Source organism: Rhizobium altiplani, assembly GCF_001542405.1.
GTDB classification, from domain to species: domain Bacteria; phylum Pseudomonadota; class Alphaproteobacteria; order Rhizobiales; family Rhizobiaceae; genus Rhizobium; species Rhizobium altiplani.
In genome coordinates, this window is the sequence record NZ_LNCD01000103.1 from 19526 (window position 1) to 38848 (window position 19323).

16 protein-coding genes are annotated in these 19323 nt (G+C 59.4%); 15 read left to right on the forward strand and 1 reads right to left on the reverse strand.

What is annotated here, in order from left to right; all coding sequences use genetic code 11:
* Positions 1-153 precede the first annotated feature (153 nt).
* The 14 genes from aspT to AS026_RS24325 all read left to right on the forward strand — a co-directional run bounded on the left by aspT (position 154) and on the right by AS026_RS24325 (position 16008).
* Positions 154-1845: an aspartate-alanine antiporter gene (aspT, locus tag AS026_RS24260; protein ID WP_062372130.1), complete on the forward strand. Its 1692-nt coding sequence runs from the start codon at positions 154-156 to the stop codon at positions 1843-1845.
* A 101-nt stretch (positions 1846-1946) separates the two neighbouring features.
* On the forward strand, positions 1947-2756 hold the full coding sequence (locus AS026_RS24265; RefSeq protein ID WP_082728593.1) for a bestrophin-like domain: 810 nt from the start codon (positions 1947-1949) through the stop codon (positions 2754-2756).
* A 179-nt stretch (positions 2757-2935) separates the two neighbouring features.
* Positions 2936-3412 (forward strand): DUF3300 domain-containing protein, encoded by a 477-nt coding sequence (locus tag AS026_RS24270; protein WP_062372135.1) that lies wholly within the window; start codon positions 2936-2938, stop codon positions 3410-3412.
* Between the two features lie 2 nt (positions 3413-3414).
* Entirely contained in the window at positions 3415-4626 is a 1212-nt protein-coding gene (locus tag AS026_RS24275; protein WP_062372137.1) for a hypothetical protein, read from the forward strand.
* A 296-nt stretch (positions 4627-4922) separates the two neighbouring features.
* Positions 4923-7565, forward strand: a complete 2643-nt coding sequence (locus AS026_RS24280; RefSeq protein WP_062372141.1) for an autotransporter family protein — start codon at positions 4923-4925, stop codon at positions 7563-7565.
* 67 nt (positions 7566-7632) lie between these two features.
* Complete coding sequence (locus AS026_RS24285) at positions 7633-8367, forward strand: DUF6065 family protein (RefSeq protein WP_062372143.1); 735 nt, start codon at positions 7633-7635, stop codon at positions 8365-8367.
* A 136-nt stretch (positions 8368-8503) separates the two neighbouring features.
* Positions 8504-8878 carry a hypothetical protein gene (locus AS026_RS24290; RefSeq protein ID WP_062372145.1) on the forward strand — a complete coding sequence of 125 codons (375 nt, stop codon included), beginning with the start codon at positions 8504-8506 and terminating at the stop codon, positions 8876-8878.
* 359 nt (positions 8879-9237) lie between these two features.
* A complete protein-coding gene (locus tag AS026_RS24295) occupies positions 9238-10200 on the forward strand; it encodes an AraC family transcriptional regulator (RefSeq protein WP_062372148.1) in 963 nt (320 codons plus the stop codon).
* A 114-nt stretch (positions 10201-10314) separates the two neighbouring features.
* Positions 10315-10968, forward strand: coding sequence for a nitroreductase family protein (locus AS026_RS24300; protein WP_062372151.1), 654 nt, complete (start codon positions 10315-10317; stop codon positions 10966-10968).
* A 34-nt stretch (positions 10969-11002) separates the two neighbouring features.
* A complete protein-coding gene (locus AS026_RS24305) occupies positions 11003-11548 on the forward strand; it encodes a carboxymuconolactone decarboxylase family protein (RefSeq protein WP_062372154.1) in 546 nt (181 codons plus the stop codon).
* Between the two features lie 43 nt (positions 11549-11591).
* Positions 11592-12248, forward strand: coding sequence for an FMN-dependent NADH-azoreductase (locus AS026_RS24310; protein WP_062372157.1), 657 nt, complete (start codon positions 11592-11594; stop codon positions 12246-12248).
* A gap of 86 nt (positions 12249-12334) precedes the next feature.
* The gene (locus tag AS026_RS24315) at positions 12335-12802 is read left to right on the forward strand and encodes a DUF3788 domain-containing protein (protein ID WP_062372161.1); all 468 of its coding nucleotides are present in this window, start codon (positions 12335-12337) and stop codon (positions 12800-12802) included.
* Between the two features lie 185 nt (positions 12803-12987).
* Entirely contained in the window at positions 12988-13905 is a 918-nt protein-coding gene (locus AS026_RS24320) for an NADP-dependent oxidoreductase (RefSeq protein WP_062372167.1), read from the forward strand.
* A gap of 333 nt (positions 13906-14238) precedes the next feature.
* Entirely contained in the window at positions 14239-16008 is a 1770-nt protein-coding gene (locus AS026_RS24325) for an adenylate/guanylate cyclase domain-containing protein (protein WP_062372171.1), read from the forward strand.
* Between the two features lie 144 nt (positions 16009-16152).
* On the opposite strand, the gene AS026_RS24330 is transcribed toward AS026_RS24325, so the two are convergent.
* Positions 16153-18024, reverse strand: coding sequence for a sigma-54-dependent Fis family transcriptional regulator (locus AS026_RS24330; protein ID WP_063805946.1), 1872 nt, complete (start codon positions 18022-18024; stop codon positions 16153-16155).
* Between the two features lie 212 nt (positions 18025-18236).
* Between AS026_RS24330 and AS026_RS24335 the strand changes: the two genes are divergently transcribed.
* A complete protein-coding gene (locus AS026_RS24335; RefSeq protein ID WP_062372189.1) occupies positions 18237-19289 on the forward strand; it encodes an NAD(P)-dependent alcohol dehydrogenase in 1053 nt (350 codons plus the stop codon).
* Positions 19290-19323: the final 34 nt, after the last annotated feature.

Sequence of the window (19323 nt, forward strand, 5' to 3'; positions counted from 1 at the left end):
AACTGTCAGCGCGTGTCGATCAATCCGCTCAGGTTCATCACGCGATAACGCCTTCCGGAGGCTGCGGGGAGAGTGGGCTGGCTCCCCGCGGAAGCGCCTTCGCTCTGATCCTGCGTTGCCCCTTCTGGCCGTCAACGAAAATCCGGGTGGTACATGCAGACGCTTTCCCAAATACTCAACGACCATCCGGAGCTTGCTCTCTTCCTCACGCTCGCCATCGGCTATGCCGTCGGAAAATTTAGGGTCGGCAGTTTCACACTGGGATCGGTGGCCGGTTGCTTGATCGCAGGTGTGCTGATCGGTCAGACCGGTGTTCAGGTTGCAAACGATGTCAAACAGGCGTTCTTCCTCCTTTTTCTCTTTGCGATCGGCTACCGCACAGGGCCCCAATTCTTCCGGAGCCTCAATCGCGAGGCGCTACCCCAGATCGCCATCACCGTGCTGGTCTGTGTCGTAGGACTTGCTGTCGTTTGGGCGTTGGCCGCGCTGCTGGGCCTGAAGGTAGGGAGTGCCGCAGGCCTGCTTGCCGGCGCGATGACCGAGTCCGCAACAGTTGGCGTGGCGATCGATACCTTCCGAAAAACCGGTGCCCAAGAGGCGGTTCAGCGCGCCTTTGAGGCGGACGTCGCGACGGCGTTCGCTGTTTCCTATCTCGTTGGCGTAATCGCAACGATTCTTGTGCTGTCGCAACTACTGCCACGGCTGCTGGCGCGACCACTACAGGAAGCCTGCGCTGAGATGGAGGCAAAACTCAACGCGCCATCGGAAGGTCAAACGACCGGGGAGACGGCCAGACGCGCGATTGAAGCGCGCTCTTTCGTCGTTGACCCGCGATGGGTTGGAATGAGTGTCTCCGACGCTGAAGCGCAAGTGCCTCCTGGTGCCAAAGCTTACGTCGAGCAAATTCGACGAGGCAAGGACATTGTAGCTGCGTATCCCGATTTCAGGTTTGAGACCGGCGACGTTGTCGCGGTGGCCGGACTGCGTGGTCTGCTGGTGGACCAAGGCGCCGGGATCGGTAGGGAAATCGATGACGCGGAATTGCTTGATATACCAACCGAAACGCTCGATGTCGTCGTCACGAAGAAATCGGTCATTGGCAAGACACTCTTTGAACTCAGGCGGGAGCCTGAGGCACGCACGATCTTCCTGCGCAAGATCACCAGGTTGGGCGAGGAGCTTCCTGCGTACGGCGGTTTGAAACTCGAGAGGGGCGACGTGATGACCATCGTCGGCAGCCGCAAGCATGTCGAGGAAGCCGCTGCTGCCGTAGGTTATGCCGACCGGCCCACGACGGCGACAGACATGGTCTATGTCGCAATGTTTATCTTCTTCGGCGGAGTCATCGGTATTCCGGCGTTGCGGATTGGCGCCTTGGAATTGGGGCTAGGCGTGGCTGTGGGGACACTTCTTGGCGGGCTCGTCGCCGGTTGGCTCCGTGCCCGGCGGCGAACGTTCGGCTTTGTTCCCGCGGCCACACTATGGCTCTTTGATTCCGTGGGGCTTTCGGCCTTCATTGCATGTGTCGGCATCTCAGCAGGTCCGAGTTTTGTGAGTGGTCTTCTCGCATCGGGGCCTGCTCTTGTGCTGATCACGATCGTCGTTGTCGTTGCCTCGCATGGGCTTGCCGTCCTCGCGGGCACTCGGCTTTTCAAGATGAACGAGGGAGTGCTTCTCGGAACCTGCTGCGGAGCAGGTACCTCTGCCCCTGCCCTCGCCGCCGTCCAGGATGTCGCCAAAAGCAGCGTACCGACTTTGGGCTATGGGCTTGGCTATGCAATCGGTAACGTGTTGCTTGCCTTGTGGGGTGCGGTGTTGGTGACCGCCCTAGGAAGCGCCGGCTGATTGGCAAGCGGGCGGTGCCTAGGGACTTTAAGCCCGCGGGTCTTCGGCAGCAAGCCGTCGTCCAAGCACAGCATACTCAACTATACATGGAGAAATCATCATTGAACTTCATCATTTCGATCGCCGAGATCAGCATATGGGGAGTGGGTCTTGTCCTTCTTTGCCTTCAACTGGCGGCTCATGAAGTGGGCTACCGGATTGGCAAGCGCGCCAAGTCGCGAGGCACCAGCCAACCAGAAAACGTGGGCGTGGTCGTCGGCGGCATGCTTGGGCTCCTGGCCTTCGTACTGGCATTGACCCTGTCCTATTCCAGCGCCCGCTTCAACGAGCGGCGTCAGGATGCTCTTGCCGAGGCAAACGCTATAGGCACGGCATGGTTACGCGCGCAGGCCATCGGTTCGCCCGAGGCATTGGATATCGCCAAGCTGCTCGGCGAATATCTGGACGTCCGTGAAGGCTTTGTTCGTGCGGGGCGCGATCAGCAGTCGATCGAGAAGGCGAACCAGCAAACCTCCGCGCTGCAGCAGGAAATCTGGAGCCAGGTCACTGCTATCGTTCGCCAACGCCCGGACGCCGTCACGGCAGCCCTGATGAGCGCTGTCAACGAGACTTTTGATACCGGAACCTCCGAGAGGTTTGCGCTTGATACCCGCCTGCCCGCCCAGATTTTCTGGCTGCTCGTCGGGGTCATGGTGCTGAGCATGGCAACCCTCGGATATCAGTTCGGGATCAAGGGACGACCCGTGCGTTTCCTTGTTCTCCTTCTTACTTTGGTCTGGACGGCCGTCGTGATCGATATCCTCGATCTGGCCACGGCTCGCCTTGGCAGTTTCCGAACCGACGTCCGTATGTACGAGTGGACCAGGCAAGGACTTGGCGAAGCGCGCCCGCCTCCCGTGCCAATTCAGTAGATCGCTTTGCCAGGCCTAAGCCTGAACGTTGCCCGATCCTTCTTTGTTACGTTCAAGTTTACCGTAAAGTACTTTCGGACCTGCGCGAATTTTGTTCGGCTGCCTCCCTGAAGTTAGATGGTTTGCCCGACGGCTTGCCAAGGCGGTGGAGCAGCCCGCCAGCTCCCGGAGACGTGTCGATGGCATTTCGCTTCTTAAACGCCTACGCAAGACGCTCAGCGATCTCTCTCGCGGCGGTAACGTTCATCGGTTGCGGCGCCGACATGGTCCACGCGCAGGACCAAGCGGCTGCCTCGCAAATATCCGCAACGGCCAGGAGCGCGGCCTCAACCGAACTGAGCGATGAAGACATGCAGGCTCTCGTCGCCCGGATCGCACTCTATCGTGACGAACTCGTCGCACTGGTAACCTCGGCCTCACTCTATCCGCTGCAGGTCGTGGAAGCGTCCCGGTTTCTTGATCGGGTCGAGACAAACTCATCACTGAAACCCAAGGCCGATTGGGGCGGCAGCGTCGTCTCGCTGCTCAATTATCCAGCCATCGTCAAGATAATGAGCGACGACGTCGACTGGACGCAGCCGCTCGGCGATGTGATCGCCGTCCAGCAGAAGGGTCTCCTCAATCCTGGCGACCGCTGGTCGGTCACCGAGGACTGAGCATGACGAAGACGAAGCCTGCGCCTGTCAGTAAATTCGATCAACCTGCGGATCTGCCGGAGTTCCTTGCATCGCACGGCGGACCGTTCTTCGAGCTTCAACGGCGGCTCAAACTCGTTCATGAGAGCAACCTCTATACCCGCCGTCGAATCATTCTGTTCGTAGCCGTCGCGTGGGCCGTTCCTCTCCTTCTGACCCTACCAACCTTGGCTTCGGAGACTCCGACCCTGAAGGCTTATCTTACCGACCCCGGTCCTTGGGCGCGTTTCTTCGTTGGCATTGCCGCGTTTTTGGCCGCCGAGCAGGCGGTCGAAGCGGGATTGCGGCGAAAGCTTGGACAATTCCTCCGCGCGCCTTTGATACCGCCAACCTTGCAGGGCGCAGCGTTGGGCGCGTTGGATACGGCGCTTAAGCGACGTGATTCCGTGCTTGCGGAGCTCGTGTGCGTGGCGTTAGCAGTCGTCTGCGCAGTTCTTGCCTTCACGACGTTCAAGCAGCTTCCATCGACAAGTTGGGCGGCAACGGTGGCTGGGGAAGCCCACTATCTGACTTTGGCGGGCTGGTGGTGCGTCCTCATCAGCATACCGCTCTTCATCTTCCTGTTGGTCCGCGGTATCTGGCGACACCTGGTCTGGGCTGAACTGCTGCGAAGCATCGCACACCTCGACTTGAGGCTGGTGTCGACCCATCCGGACGGCAAAGGCGGCCTCGCTTTCCTCGCGGAATATCCGAACGCCTACGTTCTCTTCGTCTTCGGTATCAGCTGCGGCATGGCGGCTGCGGTCGCTAAACACCAAATGCAGGCCGATCTGTCAGCCACGACCCTCACGACCATCATGGCCGTCTGGCTTCTGGTCGTCCTCGCCTTCTTCGCCTATCCGCTCTCCGCCTTCTCGAAACCGCTCACGCAGCTGAAGGACAAGACGCTTTTGACCCTATCGGCGCGAGCGACGACGCAGCAGCGGGCTGCAGAGCGCAAGTCGATCGGAGCGAACGTCGTTGCACCAGATGCCAACGAAGCGGAACAGGCAATCGAGCCTGTTGATCTTACGAAGCAGTACGAGCAGACGCGCAAAATGTCCTCGATGCTCGTCAACCGCAACACATTGCTGCCGGTCGCCGCTGCAGCGCTCCTGCCGTTCGCAATCGCGGGCGCGACCAAGCTGCCCTACAAGGAGGTCTTCTCGGTACTCAAGAAGCTTCTGCTCATCTGAGCGTCACAGGTCCCTCCCAAGGGTGCGGGAAGCTGGGCTGGCTTCCCGCAAGTCCTCCCCATAAAAATCGCCCTGAGGTAGTGTTAATCACAGTGGACGAACCAACCGTATCAACCATCGAGCCTTCGGCCGCGGCGCTCATGCCCGTGAAATTGTCATATTTTTCAAGACACTCGACACTGTTGCCGAAGAACCACATGACCTCCCCAATACAATGCTTCAGCTAGACCTAATCAATTGACAGCTTGAAAAACTCAACCGACACTTGCTTCTAAGCTGGCTACTGGGGGTAATCGATGATTGATCCGGCGTATGCACACAGGGTTCGCGGTCCATTTCGGAGCGAGTGCCCGACGAGCGACGACTGCCGAACCGCACCGGTCAAAGCACTGAATTTCCCGAGGGCGACTTCAAAGTCGCTGCGATATCTTCTGCTGCAATCGTCGGTGGCGTCGATCGCCCTCCTGGCGATTGGCGGGACGCGAGCGGAAGCGGCCTGTGTCGAAACTGCGCCGGGATCAGGGGTCTTCGACTGTTCGGGAACCGGTCCGGGACCCGACTACATCGGACAATCGGTGACAATTAATGCCGACGCCACGGCAAGCTTCACCGACAACATTGAAATAACAGGCCCGGGCACAAGCACGCTCAACAACAACGGAACGCTGACCAACGGGCTGGTCGCGACGGACAACGACCGCTTCACGCTCAATAACCAGGGCCGGATAGACGGCAACATTCTCTTGCAGGGCACTGGTACGAATATCATTCTCAACCTTGGCGCGGGAACGGTTCAGAACGGTGTGACGAGCACCGGCACATCGAACGACACAGTCATCAACAACGGCTATTTCGCGGGATCGATCAGCCTCGGAGCAGGAGACGACATCCTCGCCCTCGTTGCCGGCACGGTCCAGACGTCGGTCGACATGGGTGATGGCAACGACACCTTCACCTGGTTGATTGGCAACGTCGCAGCCACGGTGCAAATGGGCAATGGCGACGATGTCGCGAACTTCGGCTTTCTATCGCAGGCAAATCTGACCGCGGGCAAGATCATCGACGGTGGGCTCGGCAACGACACACTGAATTGGGAGCGCACCACCAACGACGATGGCAGCCAGAGTGGCGACGCACCGTCCAGCCTCATCAACTGGGAAGCCATCAATATCATCAACCAGTCCAAGCTGACGTTCATCTATACGACAAGCGTGCTGACACTTGGCGATTCCGTGACGGGAACCGGCACGATCTCGGTCGATGCCACCAGCCGCATCGAGGCCGGAAATTCGTATGGCTACGCGATCGTGCCGTCCGACTCATCGCTGCTCGTGACAGTCAACAATGCCGGCATCATCGACATGACGAACGACGTGCCGGGTGCAGGCACCTCGTTGCATGACACTTTCAGGATCCTTGGCAACTACGTCGGCCAGAGTGGACAGCTCTTCCTTCACACCTATCTCGACACGGACAACTCACCGTCGGACAAGCTGGTCATCGATACCGGGCAGGCAAGCGGCTCGACGAGTATCCTCGTTACCAACGTCGACGGCCAGGGCGCGCTGACAAACGGCAACGGTATCCAGGTCGTCGACGCCATCAATGGAGGCACGACGACGACGAGTGCCTTTACACTCGGAGGCCCGGTCGCCGCCGGCCCGTTCGAGTACTTCCTCTATCGCGGCGGCGTTTCCCAGGCTGTTGACACCGACAACGACTGGTTCCTGCGCAACACGATCTCCCCGCCGCCGCCTCCTCCACCGCCGCCTCCGCCTCCTCCACCGCCGCCTCCGCCTCCGCCGCCGCCGCCGCCGCCTCCGCCTCCACCGCCGCCGCCGCCGCCACCGCCGCCGCCGCTGCCGCCACCACCGCCTTCGCCTCCTCCACCACCTTCGCCTCCTCCACCGCCGATTCCAAACATTCGGCCGGAGGTACCGGGGCAGGTGATCGCGCCGCTAGTCGCGCAGCGCATGGGCCTCATGACGATGGGGACATTCCATCAGCGACGCGGCGACCAGTCGTTCCTGACAGGCGTCGGGGCTCTGGTCTATTCTGGGCCAGGCGCACAGGGAGATGCATCTGAAGGCGACGGCGACGGGCCACCGCCCGGCGTCTGGGGCCGAATCTTCGGCGCCAACAGCGATCTTGGCACCAATGCCACACTCAGCATTGCGGGTTACGACGTCGGACCGCAGTTCGACGGGAACTACTGGGGCATTCAGGTCGGAAGCGATCTCTACGAGATCGAACACGACAATGGCCACACGGAACGCTTCGGCCTTTTCTACACCCATGCAAATACGGACGGAGACATCAGCGGCAACATCTTCGGTCAGGTCAATCTGTCGGCCGGGACGCTGGACCTTTCCGAAGACAGTGTGGCAGCCTATTGGACACACCTCTCGCCAGAAGGCTGGTACGTCGACGTCATCGCCAAGTACGGGTGGCTCAACGGAACCAGCCGGTCGAACCGGGGCATCGCATCCGACGTCGATGGGACCAGCTTTGCAATGTCGGCGGAAACGGGTCTGCCCTTCGTGATCGCCGAGGGTTGGACGATCGAACCGCAGGCGCAGATCATCTGGCAACGCATCGACTTCGACGACACCAGTGACCGGTTCTCGAAGATAACCAACGAGGCCTTCGATTCCTTTACCGGACGGATTGGCGCTCGCCTGCAGTATAGCTCGGGACCGGCGTATGGCCATCTCGGACTAAACCTCTGGCACGGCTTCTCGGCCGACCAGACAGTGACGTTTAATACGTTCCCATTGGTCACCCAGACCGAAGGCACGTGGTTGGAGGTTAATCTGGGCGGCGCATACGAGATCAGCGAGAACGTGTCGGCCTTCGGCGACCTCAGCTACTCCTTCGATGTCGACGGAGCAAAGAACAACATGTTCGGGGGGCAAGTCGGATTGAGGTTCAAGTGGTAGGAGAGTTGCTGGACGAGGAACATCGTGACAAAGATCGCCGCCTACACTCAAGCGGCGATATCATCCAATGAAATCACTGACCGCCTACATCATCGACGGCCACGATGTCCGCATTCGCCCGGCTCCTGTCGAACGCGATTGGATGGACGGCACCGACGAGCGTTTCGCCTATCGGTGCCTGCCCCTCAACATAGCTAATGCGCATGGCTGGGAACTCCTTTGCACGACACCGTTTTCGGCCGTGTGGGACGGGCGCAAGGGAAAGGATGCCATTCGCATCAAATCCCGGTCGGGAACGACTGCATCCGCCATCAGCCATTTCGGTGACGGTGTCCTGACGTTCCACGTGCCTTGCCTCTTCCGGACGGAATCTGGGGTCGACCTCTTCGTCACTGGCCCACTCAACCGGCCCAAGGATGCCATCGCCCCGCTATCAGGCGTCATCGAGACTGACTGGTCTCCATATACCTTCACGATGAACTGGAAGTTCACCCGACCGTTCCAGAAAGTGTATTTTGAAGCGGACGAACCCTACTGCCACCTGTTTCCACTCGCGCGAGGAAGTCTCGAGGGCATCGCCCCGGACGTCCGCAATCTGTCGGAAAATCCGGATCTGGAGAGGGAATATGACCAGTGGACGAAGAGCCGCAACACCTTCAATGCAGCCCTAACCGAACCGGATTCGAAGGCGTCCCAGGACAAATGGCAGAAGGCTTACTTCCGGGGGGAGGCTCCCAGCGGTGCGCCCGGGCCGAGCGATCACAAGAGTAGGCTTAGGTTGAAGCCGTTTGCGAAGTCGTAGAGCGCGCTTCGCACCTCACCCTCTCTGAATCGAAGCACTCCCGTCGCCCCAGCAATATTCCCAAGATACTTGGTTTGATGTACCCTATGATTGCTAAAACTGAAAATTGTGATTGCGGAATTGGAGGGGAGAGCCAATGACTCGTGCGCCGGGCCGGAAGGTGGGCAAATCACTCAACATCGTCGCTTCGATGCTAGTCATGCTCTGCGTTTCGCTTGGGTTTAACCAGGCGACCGGCGCTGTCGCCCGCGCACAGGAAACGCAAACCCCTCTTGATGAATTTCCGTTTATTGTAATGTGCAAAGTTAAAAGCTCGTACCTTGCATTCCACTTGTCGCGGGTAACGAAAGACCACACGGCTATCTACCTTGCCTCGGATAATATCGTTGGCAAGATAACGCTACACGGCCATGCGGAGGCCGTAAACGGCGCAGGCGGGGGAGACTGTTTGGGCAAAACGCTAGATCAGCTCCGCTCGTCTGGACAAGCCCGTTTCCTGAAATCCGAATAGGCTCAATCACGACAGCGATTATTTGCTAGTATTGCCATCAAGGTTAGCGGCGGTTTTGGCAGCCAAGGGAAGGATTGGAGCGGCTGGGAGACTTCATGCTGGCCCTCGTGGTTCGGGTTGGATTTGGTCCCGGCGTCACCCTTTCTGAACCGTCGTTTTTGCTTGTTCTCCCGGTTACCCGTCGTGGCGCGCTGGTTTCTGAACACGACACTCTCTTCACTCTTATGCCGGCTGTGCAATCAGGGAGCCTGCGTAGCTTTCAATTGCCCCGCCGGTGTCGTGCACACGAGGCCATGTAGCGCGCACAGCCATCGTTAGGATAGATAAGGTGCTTGAGCCGTTTATCTCCCCGAGGTCCAATGTCTGAAGTCGACTGGTTGAGCCATCTCCTGCAAATCATCACGGTCACCGGTCAGCTCGAGGTCCGCTGTGCCTACGGTGCGCCATGGCGCGTGGCCTGGAGCCGGGCGGCGGCGAACGAAATCCCCTATCACGTCATCGTCAAGGGTCGAGCCGTTTTCGAGGATCCCGAGACAAGAACAGCGAGGGAGCTGGTGAGCGGAGATATTGTGTTGCTACCTCACGGTGCGGCGCATGTGCTGCACGACGGTAGCGGGCAAACACCGATCCCCACTCAACAGCACCAAGGGGCCGCCGGTTGGATGCTGAGCGAAAATGACAGCCAGGGAGAGCGACTCGATCTGTTGTGTGGCCGATTCTTTATTGCTGCGCCCCATGATAGATTGGTCCGCAACTACCTGCCCACAAATCTCGTGACGCGCGCCATGGACGGCGATGGAGATAGTGGTTCGGCTTCCAACCAACTGGCAAGTCTAGTGGGGCTAATGCGAATGGAATCGGCCGGCGACCGAGCAGGAGGGCGCGCGGTTCTCAATGCGCTTTCTTCAGCCCTTTTTACACTCGTGCTTCGCGCCGCAAGTGAGTCCGAGAAAGCCCCCGAAGGTCTGTTAGCACTAGCCGGCCATCCGCGGCTGGCTCCAGCCATCGCTGCCATGCTTGCCGACCCGGCCCAAGCTTGGAAACTCCCCGATCTCGCAGACTTGTGCGGCATGTCACGTGCTACATTTATGCGACACTTTCAGGACAGGCTGGGTTGTTCGGCCCTCGATCTACTGACTGATCTGCGTATGAGCCTGGCAGCCAACGAATTGAAAAAGCCGGCGATCAGCACCGAGGCGGTGGCCGAAACGGTCGGCTATCAATCCGTTTCGGCATTCCGGCGTGTCTTTGCGGAGAGAATGGGGATGACACCCGGGGAATGGCGCAGACAGGCGCACGGCGGCGAAACGGGCCCGGGTTAGGAAAGTCCCGCACAATTGATCCTTTCGAGCATCATATTGAGATAATTCAGTCTCGTTATTCTCAAATTGGTCGGTAAATTGGGTTCCGTAATCACTTGATGCGGGAGCAACCCAATGAACTACATCAGCAACGCAGCCAACCAACCGACGCCGACGAATGCCGTCATCGAAACCATTCTGAGCCGTAGCGCTGCCAAATACTACGACACCACCGCCGCGCTGAGCGACGATGAGATCCGAGATCTGGTGCGGATCGGCACGTCCGCGCCGACATCGTTCCACTTACAGAACTGGCGGTTTATCGCTGTCCGTACGCAAGGGGCAAAGGCCCGGCTACGTCCGATCGCCTGGAATCAGCCAGCGATCACCGAAGCCGCCGTCACATTCATTGTCATCGGTCGGTTGGCCGATGCCAGCACCGTCCCCGAGCGCCTCGCCCCGGTGGTGGAGGCCGGCATCATGCCGGCGCATCTGGTGGCGGAGTGGGAAGCACCCGCTCGCGGCCTCTATGACGATCAACCCCAGCGGCAGCGCGACGAAGCGGTACGCTCTGCTACTTTTGGCACCTCCGCGATCATCTATGCAGCTCGCTCCCTTGGCCTCGGTACGACGCCGATGATCGGCTTCGACGCAGGGGCCGTGCACAGCGAGTTCGGCCTGGCCGAAGACGAAATCCCGGTCATGCTTTTGACCGTAGGGCCGGAGCGGGCCGGCAACTGGCCGCAGAAGCCGCGCATGCCGGTGGCCGATGTCCTGTCCTTCGCATGATTTGCAGTCCAATCAAAAGCTTATGGAGATTTAGATGCCCAGAACCACTACCCTGAGGCCGGATCAGGTCCCGGCCGAGTCGAAACCGACCCTCGATATGTTCACCAAAAGTATCGGGTTCACGCCCAACATGATGGCAGCCTTCGCGCAGAGCCCGATCGCGTTCAACGCGTGGGCAACCCTGCTCGGCTCCCTGAGCAAGGCGCTCGACGTGAAGACACGCGACAGTATCGGCCTCGCCGTTTCCGAGGTGAACGGTTGCAACTACTGCCTGACGGTTCACAGTTTCACTGCTGAACACATGGCCAAGCTGCCGGCCAGCGACATCATTCTCGCACGCAAGGGCCACGCCAACGATCCAAAGCGCGACGCCGCAGTCCAGTTTGCGCGCAAGGTCATTGAGACCCGCGGACACGTTTCTGATGCCGATCTGAAAGCCGTCCGTGATGTCGGGTACACGGACGCGAACGCCATCGAGATTGTGGCACTGGTCGCCATGTACACGCTGACGAATTTCTTCAACAACGTCTTCGATCCCGAGAAAGATTTTCCCGCCGTAACGCCGGCCGGGTCGATCTGATCCTATCCCGTCGCAACTTATCGAAGTCACTGGGATCAATCACATGAACATCCTCCATATTGATAGCAGTCCGCGTCGACAATCGCATAGCCGTCAGCTTTCTGCGGCAGTCGTCGAAAAGCTTCTCGAAGTTGCACCGGGCGCAAGCGTCAGCCGGCGTGACCTGGGGACCGAACCCTTGCCTCACGCGGTGGCTGATTATGCGGTGGCGTTATCGACGCCGACCACGTTGTCGGCCCCTCCGAAAGGTTCTCTCGATGTTTCGGAAGCGCTTATCCAGGAAGTCGAAGCAGCTGATGTGATTGTCATCGGAACGCCGATGCACAACTTCGCGATCCCTTCGGCCCTCAAGGCTTGGATCGATCAAATTCTGCGCGTCGGTCGCACAATGAAGTCGACACCCGCTGGGAAGGTGGGAATGCTCCGGGACCGTCCGGTCTTTATCGGTGTCGCCTCCGGAGCCATCTTTAGCGGTGAGCGAGCTAACCAGCCGGACTTTCTCACCCCCTATCTGTCGCTGGCACTCAGCTGCATTGGGCTGAAGACCCAGCAGTTTCTCCCCTTGCAGGCCACCGCGTTCCTGGACTGGAACGAAGCGCCCTTGGCTAGAAAGAAAGTCCTCGCCGCTCTCGACCTCAGTGTGGTGAGGGAGCCTCGAGGCATGCGCAGCGGTCCTGCCGCCCTGCCGAGCACCGGTTGACCCTGATGCGATACGGCGCCGCAAGCCCCTGCACAGCTTCATCTTAACCCCTCCGGCCTGCCGGACTTACAATAACGAGACTTCAGATGATTTTACCAACCACCATGCTTCCACAGATCGGCGACAGGATCACCGACCATGCAGCGCCGCCAGACGACAGCGCGATTCGAGAATGGATCGGACCGCAGGCATTCGGACATTGGGCCGAACTGCGCAGTTGGATCGACGAGTTCTATCCTGCAGTTTTCGAGCCGGACTGGCTCTACGGTGGCAGGAACCGCGGTTGGTCCTTGCGCTACAAGAAAACCAAGGCGTTCACCACGCTGGTGCCGGAATACCGGCGGTTTTCGGCTGTCGTGGTCATGGGCGGAGCAGAACGAGAGAAGTTTGAGGAGCGGCGTTATGTTTGGCGCCCGCATCTGGTCAAACGCTACGATGAGGCCAAAACGTATGTCGACGGGAAATGGCTGACCCTTGCCATCTCATCGACCGATGATCTGGACGATGTAACTGCGCTTCTGACGATGAAGCGCCCGCCACCATCGCGCGGTTGAATGTCATCCCGGGTTCACGGCGCTGCGGCTCCATCGAACTCGGGCGGCGATCTCTTCGACATCGCACACCAACTCGAGATCACGGTCGGCGCGGAAGCGAACCGACAGCCTCTTGTGTGCGAGATCGAATAGTTTTCCGCAAGCAATTTAGTCTGAAGCAACAAACTTCTGAGGAGATAAATCCCATGAAAGCGATCATAGCAACTGATCAAGCCGCGGGAACGGCCGGCATGAAGCTGGTGGAGCGGCCCGAGCCGCAGGCGGCGATAAACGACGTCATCGTTGAGGTTCATGCGGCGGGATTCGTCCCGACAGAACTGACCTGGCCCTCGACCTGGGTCGACCGGGTTGGCCGCGAGCGGACACCGTCGGTCCCCGGGCATGAGCTGGCCGGGGTGGTCACCGCTCTGGGCTATGGCACGACCGGACTGTCGGTGGGGCAGCGGGTGTTCGGCCTCACGGATTGGTATCGCGACGGGACCTTAGGGGAATACGTGGCTGTCGAGGCGCGCAATCTCGCGCCGCTGCCAGGCGAAGTCGATTTCGCGGTGGGCGCGAGCTTGCCAATCTCGGGCCTGACCGCATGGCAGGGATTGTTTCAGCACGGCCGTCTTCAGGCTGGCCAGAGCATCCTCGTACACGGTGCCGCGGGCGCAGTTGGCGCGATTGCAGTGCAGCTAGCGCGCGACTTCGGTGCTTATGTCATTGGCACCGGACGCTCCGCCGACCGTCAGAAGGCTCTCGAATTCGGCGCCCTGGAGTTCGTGGATCTTGAAAACGATGTCCTCGAAGACGTCGGTGGCGTCGATCTGGTGTATGATGTCATTGGCGGCGATATTGGAAAGCGTTCTGCGGGCCTCATACGCGCCGGAGGAACGCTGGTGTCCATTGTTGGGCCAGTCGAGGCGCGGCCCGCCGACGGTCTGGCAATCGACTTCGTCGTTGAATCCAATCGTGCCCAGCTGGACGAAATCGTTCAGCGTGTACGGGACGGACGCCTCCGGACGAACATCGGCAACATCTCTACACTCGATAGCGCTATTGCCACCTTTAACTCGACCGAGCGGCGCACTGGGAAAACGATCATCCGAATTCGTCCATGATCGGTATCGATACAATATATCCAGCGGCCTGATAGCAATCGCGGTCCTCGACCTGATCCTTTTCGGCCGGCGCAACAACTCCGGCCGACGCACAGGCTGCAGATCTTCAAAGAGCATATATTCGAGCGGCTCGGACATCGTCGTGACCTGACCTTGAGCGGGCTTCTGCAACGACAGCGTCGATCGGCCGGAAGCCTGAAGAGCAGTCATTGCGTAGGGCTACGACGTCGGCTGCCTCCAGCTCGATTGCAACCGAGGACGCTCTGAGCAGCGGCTGAAAGTTCTTTCTTGCTCCCTGTCTCCCTGCTATCCTGAAAGTGAGGAGACCGCGCCATGAGCGAGAGCCGAAAGCTGGCTGCAATCCTGGCTGCGGACGTGGTTGGGTACAGCCGGCTTGCCGGCGCCGACGAGGAACGCATCCTGGCGAGGCTACGGGCACTGCGCAGCGATCTCATCGATCCGACGATCGCCGTTCACCATGGCAGGGTGGTGAAGCGAACTGGCGATGGCGCGCTGGTCGAGTTCCGCAGCGTGGTGGATGCCGTGCGTTGCGCCATTGAGGTGCAGAACGGTATGGTTGAACGCAATGACGGCGTGCCGCAGGACCGTCGCATCGAGTTCCGGATCGGTATCCATTTGGGCGATGTCGTCGAGGAAAGCGACGGCGATCTGATGGGCGACGGCGTCAACATTGCCTCGCGATTGGAGGGCGTCGCCGCGGCGGGCGCGATCTGCCTATCCGAGGATGCCTATCGCCAAGTCAAGGCGAGGCTGGACCTCTCGGTCAGCGATCTCGGCAACACGCAACTCAAGAACATCGCCGAACCAATCCGGGTCTATTCGCTCCAAGTCGGCAGCGCTGGGACCAAGGCAACCGCGGCCTCGGAAACCACGACGAGCCAACCGGCGACGGTAACGTCGCCGAAGCTGTCGATCGCCGTCCTGCCCTTCGCCAACATGAGTGGTGACGCCGAACAGGACTACTTCGCCGACGGCATCTCGGAAGACATCATCACGGCGCTATCGAAGTTGAGGCAGCTCTTCGTCATCGCCCGCCATTCGTCGTTTACCTTCAAGGGCAAGAACGCCCATGTGCAGGAGGTGGGCACGAATCTCGGCGTGCGGTATGTTCTTGAGGGCAGTGTACGCAAATCGGGGAACAGGGTACGCATTACGGCGCAGCTTATCGACGCGACCACCGGCGGACATCTATGGGCGGAGCGATTCGATCGCGACCTAACCGACATATTCGCTGTTCAGGACGATGTAACGCAGCAGATCGTCGACGCGCTGGCGGTCAACCTGACAGAGGGCGATCGGAAAAGGCTGGTGCCGGGGCAGACCGGGCATCCCGAGGCGTATGACTGCTTCCTGCGCGGCCGGGAGCTGTGGCATCGCCTGACGAAGCAAACGAACAGCGACGCCCGCGACCTTTTGCAACATGCCGTCGAACTGGACCCGAACTTCGCCTCGGCGCACGCCTTTCTCGCCCTGACCCACGGGCTCGACTATTTGAACCGGTGGAGCGCGTCGCCGCAGCGCTCGATTCAACAAGCCGAAGAGAATGCGACGCTGGCGGTGGCACGGGATGATAGCGATCCGGTGGCCCACTGGGCACTGAGTGTGGTCAGGCTCTACTCACGACAGCACGATAGAGCTATCAGCGAGGCCGAGCGTGCAATAAATCTCAATCCGAACTTCGCCGAAGGGCAGGTCAGCCTCGGGGAGGCACTTCTCTATTCAGGCAGATCCGAGGAGGCACTCGCCTGTTTCGATCGGGCCAGGATCTTGAACCCGTACTTTCCGGATGTCGTTCTCCACTTTCAGGCCTGGGCCTGGTTTCAACTGCGAAGGTACGAAGAGGCCGTTAGATTGTTGGTGCAGCGCGTGAGTCGCAATCCCGTCACCGACGTCTCGCGCGCGCTTCTGGCCGCCTGTTACGGACACCTCGGCCGTTTCGAAGAGGCTCGGGCGACGTGGCAAGAGGTGCTGCGCGTCAATCCCGACTACTCCTTGGAATACCGCCGCAAAGTCTTGCCCTTCAAGAACCCCGCCGATTTCGAGCTCGTCATGGAAGGGCTTCGCAAGGCCGGTGTCGTTTAATGATGGGTGATAAATTCCGATCCTGAACCTGTTCGCCATTTCCACAGAAAATGAGCAATAGCCGATACCGGTTAAGCACCTTTCCAAGCAAACAAAAGGTCGCCGAATCCCCAAACAATGACGCCTACCGCACCGGTCTCACGTCTACCGGACGTGTTTGTAGACTGTAGTTCGCGACAAACCAAGGTCATGCGCAGTTCGCGAGATATTACCTCCGGTCCGCCGATGGACTGTTCTGATCTCCCTGCAGCGGGCAGAGTTGAGCGGGCTATCCCTGCATTCGTCACAGCAGTTGTTTAAGGTAACCGAGGCGGCCAAGGGTTCCTGGAAACACTCTTCGTCCACATACTCGCCCCGGCGTCGCACCAGCGCACGCTGCAAAACGGTGCGAAGTTCGCGGATGTTGCCCGGCCATTTGCGACGCTGGAGCGCTGCAATCGCAGCGTCTGTGACGGGTAATCCCGGTGCCAGGTCTTCCATGAGATTGCGTACGATCGTCGCGAAATCGCTGCGCGCCGTGAGTGGCGGTAGGTCGACGGTGAACGCATTCAACCTGTAGAAAAGGTCCGCACGAAATAGCCGTTGTTCCACCATCTCCTCGATACTGCGATTGGTGGCAGAGACAATCTGGACATCGACCTTGTCAACCTTGTGCGCACCGACGGGACGGACCTCCATGTTGTCGAGAAAGCGAAGTAGAGATGTCTGCGCGGAAAGTGGTATGTCGGCCACTTCGTCCAGGAATAGCGTTCCTCGATGGGCTGCGCGCGCAAGTCCGGGCGCTCCCTTCATGCGGGAATTGGTGAACGCCCCTTGCTCATGCCCGAAAATTTCGGAGATGAAGAGTTCCTCCGGAACGGCCCCGCAGTTGACGGGCACGAACTCACCTTTTCGCTGGCTCAGTTTATGAATATGCCGCGCCATCAACTCCTTTCCCGTTCCCGTCTCTCCGGTAACATGGATAGGCATCCCGAGACTGACCGCATCCGCCAGTTCCGCGAGCAACGTCGAGATGGAGTTGTCCTCGCACACGAAGTCGGGAGCGTCGGCTTTTGATATCAACGCGGGAACGAAGGCTCTTTGAGGGCCTCTCAATTCAGCAACGTTGCTCCGTTGGGCAATCTGTCGACAGGCCATGAAGAGCCCGCTGCCTGTCAGATCACGAATTCGGATAACCCCTCCACTCAACAGCCCGTCCAAAGCCCCATGGAAGCCCGCTTCGAATAGCGCATCGAAGTGGGACCCGAGCAACGCCGGGAGCCCCGCCAGAAGCGCCTGTCCTGATCGGTTGATAGAAGTGACATCTCCTGAGGCCGATACCGAGATCAATCCTGCGGACAATGTACCCAAGTATTCCGCCCGAGGGTGAAACGCAAAAACGAAACTATCCGCGGATTCCTGGAAGACGAGACCGTTCTCGATCTGAGCGGCCGCCATCCTTACAAGGGCGTGCGTGTGCTCCTGTCGTGCATCATGCGCACACGATGCGTCGAGAAGCCCGAGCATCTCACCACGGCAATTGAGAATCGGCGCAGCCATACAGCTGAGATGCCCGTGGGACGCAAAATAGTGCTCCCGCCCGTAAACGGCAGTAGGCTTTAACGTCAAGGTTGCCAGGCCCAACGCATTCGTTCCCCGCTCGTTTTCGTGCCAACCACTGCCGGGAATGATCGCTCGGCCCGCAGCGCTCTGGGCAAACTCGTGATCGCTGATCGTATCAAGCACGATTCCGTCCCTGTCCGCGAGAGCGATGATGAAGTTCGATCCGGCGATCTGAGAGTGTAGTAGCCGCATCTCTGCGAGTGCCAACTGGCGCAGCGGGGCGGCTGCTTCCCGTCTTCTTTTTACATCGGAGAATGGAAGCACCTTCGCAATAGGGTCGGCGCGAGGATCTAGCCCCGCATCGCGGCACCTCTGCCAGCTATCAGCGACGATCGGTTGGAGCGACCCCGCGGGTACACGATCTCCCCTTTCCAAGGCACTTCTTGCTCGATCCATTCCTGAAAGATGTGACATAGCTCCTCCTCATGCATCAACGCATTCGTGTTGGACCTCAAGTGGCCAGAAACTGAACAGATGACACCCAGTCTGCGTTCATTCTGCGAACAACCTGCCGCCAACAGAACATGGGTAACCAACTGAAAAACCGATATTATTTCATATGGAACGCCGTTTGCTCCGATGTCTGGTGCAATGTTCATCAACACCGCCGACGGAGGAGACATCAAATGAAGGCGCAGGTTCTGAACAAGTACGATGACAATCTGACAGGCGATCAGTGGGTGTCCTTGCAAGAGGTTCCCGACCCGCAGATCAAGAAGTCCACCGATGTGATCGTGCGTATAGGAGGCGCTGGCGTATGCCGAACCGACCTTCACATCATCGAGGGTGTTTGGCGGCCGCACATGGATCCCAATGGAGACAACCTGCTGCCCCTCATCATGGGGCATGAAAATGCAGGCTGGGTGGAAGCGATCGGCAAGGAGGTCGAAGGCATCAAGGTGGGCGATCCGGTGATCGTTCACCCCAAAATATCTGGAGGGACCTGCCTTGCGTGCCGACGTGGATTCGACATGCACGGCCCAGGCAAATTCCCGGGTTTGGACTGCAACGGCGGCTACTCCCAGTACCTGTGCACATCGGAGCGCAACATCGTCCCACTGCCGAAAACACTCGCCCCGAAGGACGTTGCCCCGTACTCTGACGCGGGCTTGACTGCGTATCGAGCAGTCAAGAAGGCCACTCGCCATCTCCTTCCTGGAGAAAAATGTGTCGTTATCGGCGCAGGCGGGCTCGGTCACATCGGCATTCAATGCCTCAAGGCGATGTGCGCAGCCGACGTAATCGTTGTCGACAAGTCGGACGAGTCCCTCGCGCTGGCCGGAAAGATGGGCGCCGACGAGCTCGTGAAAGCGGATGGAAACGAGGTCGAAGCTGTACTCCAGCTGACGCAGGGTCAGGGTGCCGAAGCGGTGATCGATTTTGTCGGTGAGAGAGGGACCACGACCAAGGGTTTGGCCATGACCCGTCCGATGGGTAGCTACTACGTCGTCGGCTACGGAGAGGACATTCGCGTGCCCACCGTCGATATGGTCATCACCGAAAAGAACATCATCGGCAATCTCGTCGGAACATGGGCCGAACTGGTGGAGCTCATGGCTCTGGCAGATCGCGGACTCGTGAACCTCACCACGGTCGAGTACAAGCTCGCCGATGCGAACAAGGCGCTCAAGGATCTGCACAACGGCAAGATCCATGGGCGGGCCGTTCTCATTCCTTGAACGCGGTCGGCAATTAACCTCATCGAGCGTTCTC

Bases quoted from the DNA above. Each gene is read 5' to 3' on its own strand.
- aspT (WP_062372130.1), top strand. From the start codon at position 154: ATGCAGACGCTTTCCCAAATACTCAACGACCATCCGGAGCTTGCTCTC.
- AS026_RS24270 (WP_062372135.1), top strand. From the start codon at position 2,936: ATGGCATTTCGCTTCTTAAACGCCTACGCAAGACGCTCAGCGATCTCT.
- AS026_RS24275 (WP_062372137.1), top strand. From the start codon at position 3,415: ATGACGAAGACGAAGCCTGCGCCTGTCAGTAAATTCGATCAACCTGCG.
- AS026_RS24280 (WP_062372141.1), top strand. From the start codon at position 4,923: ATGATTGATCCGGCGTATGCACACAGGGTTCGCGGTCCATTTCGGAGC.
- AS026_RS24285 (WP_062372143.1), top strand. From the start codon at position 7,633: ATGAAATCACTGACCGCCTACATCATCGACGGCCACGATGTCCGCATT.
- AS026_RS24290 (WP_062372145.1), top strand. From the start codon at position 8,504: ATGACTCGTGCGCCGGGCCGGAAGGTGGGCAAATCACTCAACATCGTC.
- AS026_RS24295 (WP_062372148.1), top strand. From the start codon at position 9,238: ATGTCTGAAGTCGACTGGTTGAGCCATCTCCTGCAAATCATCACGGTC.
- AS026_RS24300 (WP_062372151.1), top strand. From the start codon at position 10,315: ATGAACTACATCAGCAACGCAGCCAACCAACCGACGCCGACGAATGCC.
- AS026_RS24305 (WP_062372154.1), top strand. From the start codon at position 11,003: ATGCCCAGAACCACTACCCTGAGGCCGGATCAGGTCCCGGCCGAGTCG.
- AS026_RS24310 (WP_062372157.1), top strand. From the start codon at position 11,592: ATGAACATCCTCCATATTGATAGCAGTCCGCGTCGACAATCGCATAGC.
- AS026_RS24315 (WP_062372161.1), top strand. From the start codon at position 12,335: ATGATTTTACCAACCACCATGCTTCCACAGATCGGCGACAGGATCACC.
- AS026_RS24320 (WP_062372167.1), top strand. From the start codon at position 12,988: ATGAAAGCGATCATAGCAACTGATCAAGCCGCGGGAACGGCCGGCATG.
- AS026_RS24325 (WP_062372171.1), top strand. From the start codon at position 14,239: ATGAGCGAGAGCCGAAAGCTGGCTGCAATCCTGGCTGCGGACGTGGTT.
- AS026_RS24330 (WP_063805946.1), bottom strand. From the start codon at position 18,024: ATGTCACATCTTTCAGGAATGGATCGAGCAAGAAGTGCCTTGGAAAGG.
- AS026_RS24335 (WP_062372189.1), top strand. From the start codon at position 18,237: ATGAAGGCGCAGGTTCTGAACAAGTACGATGACAATCTGACAGGCGAT.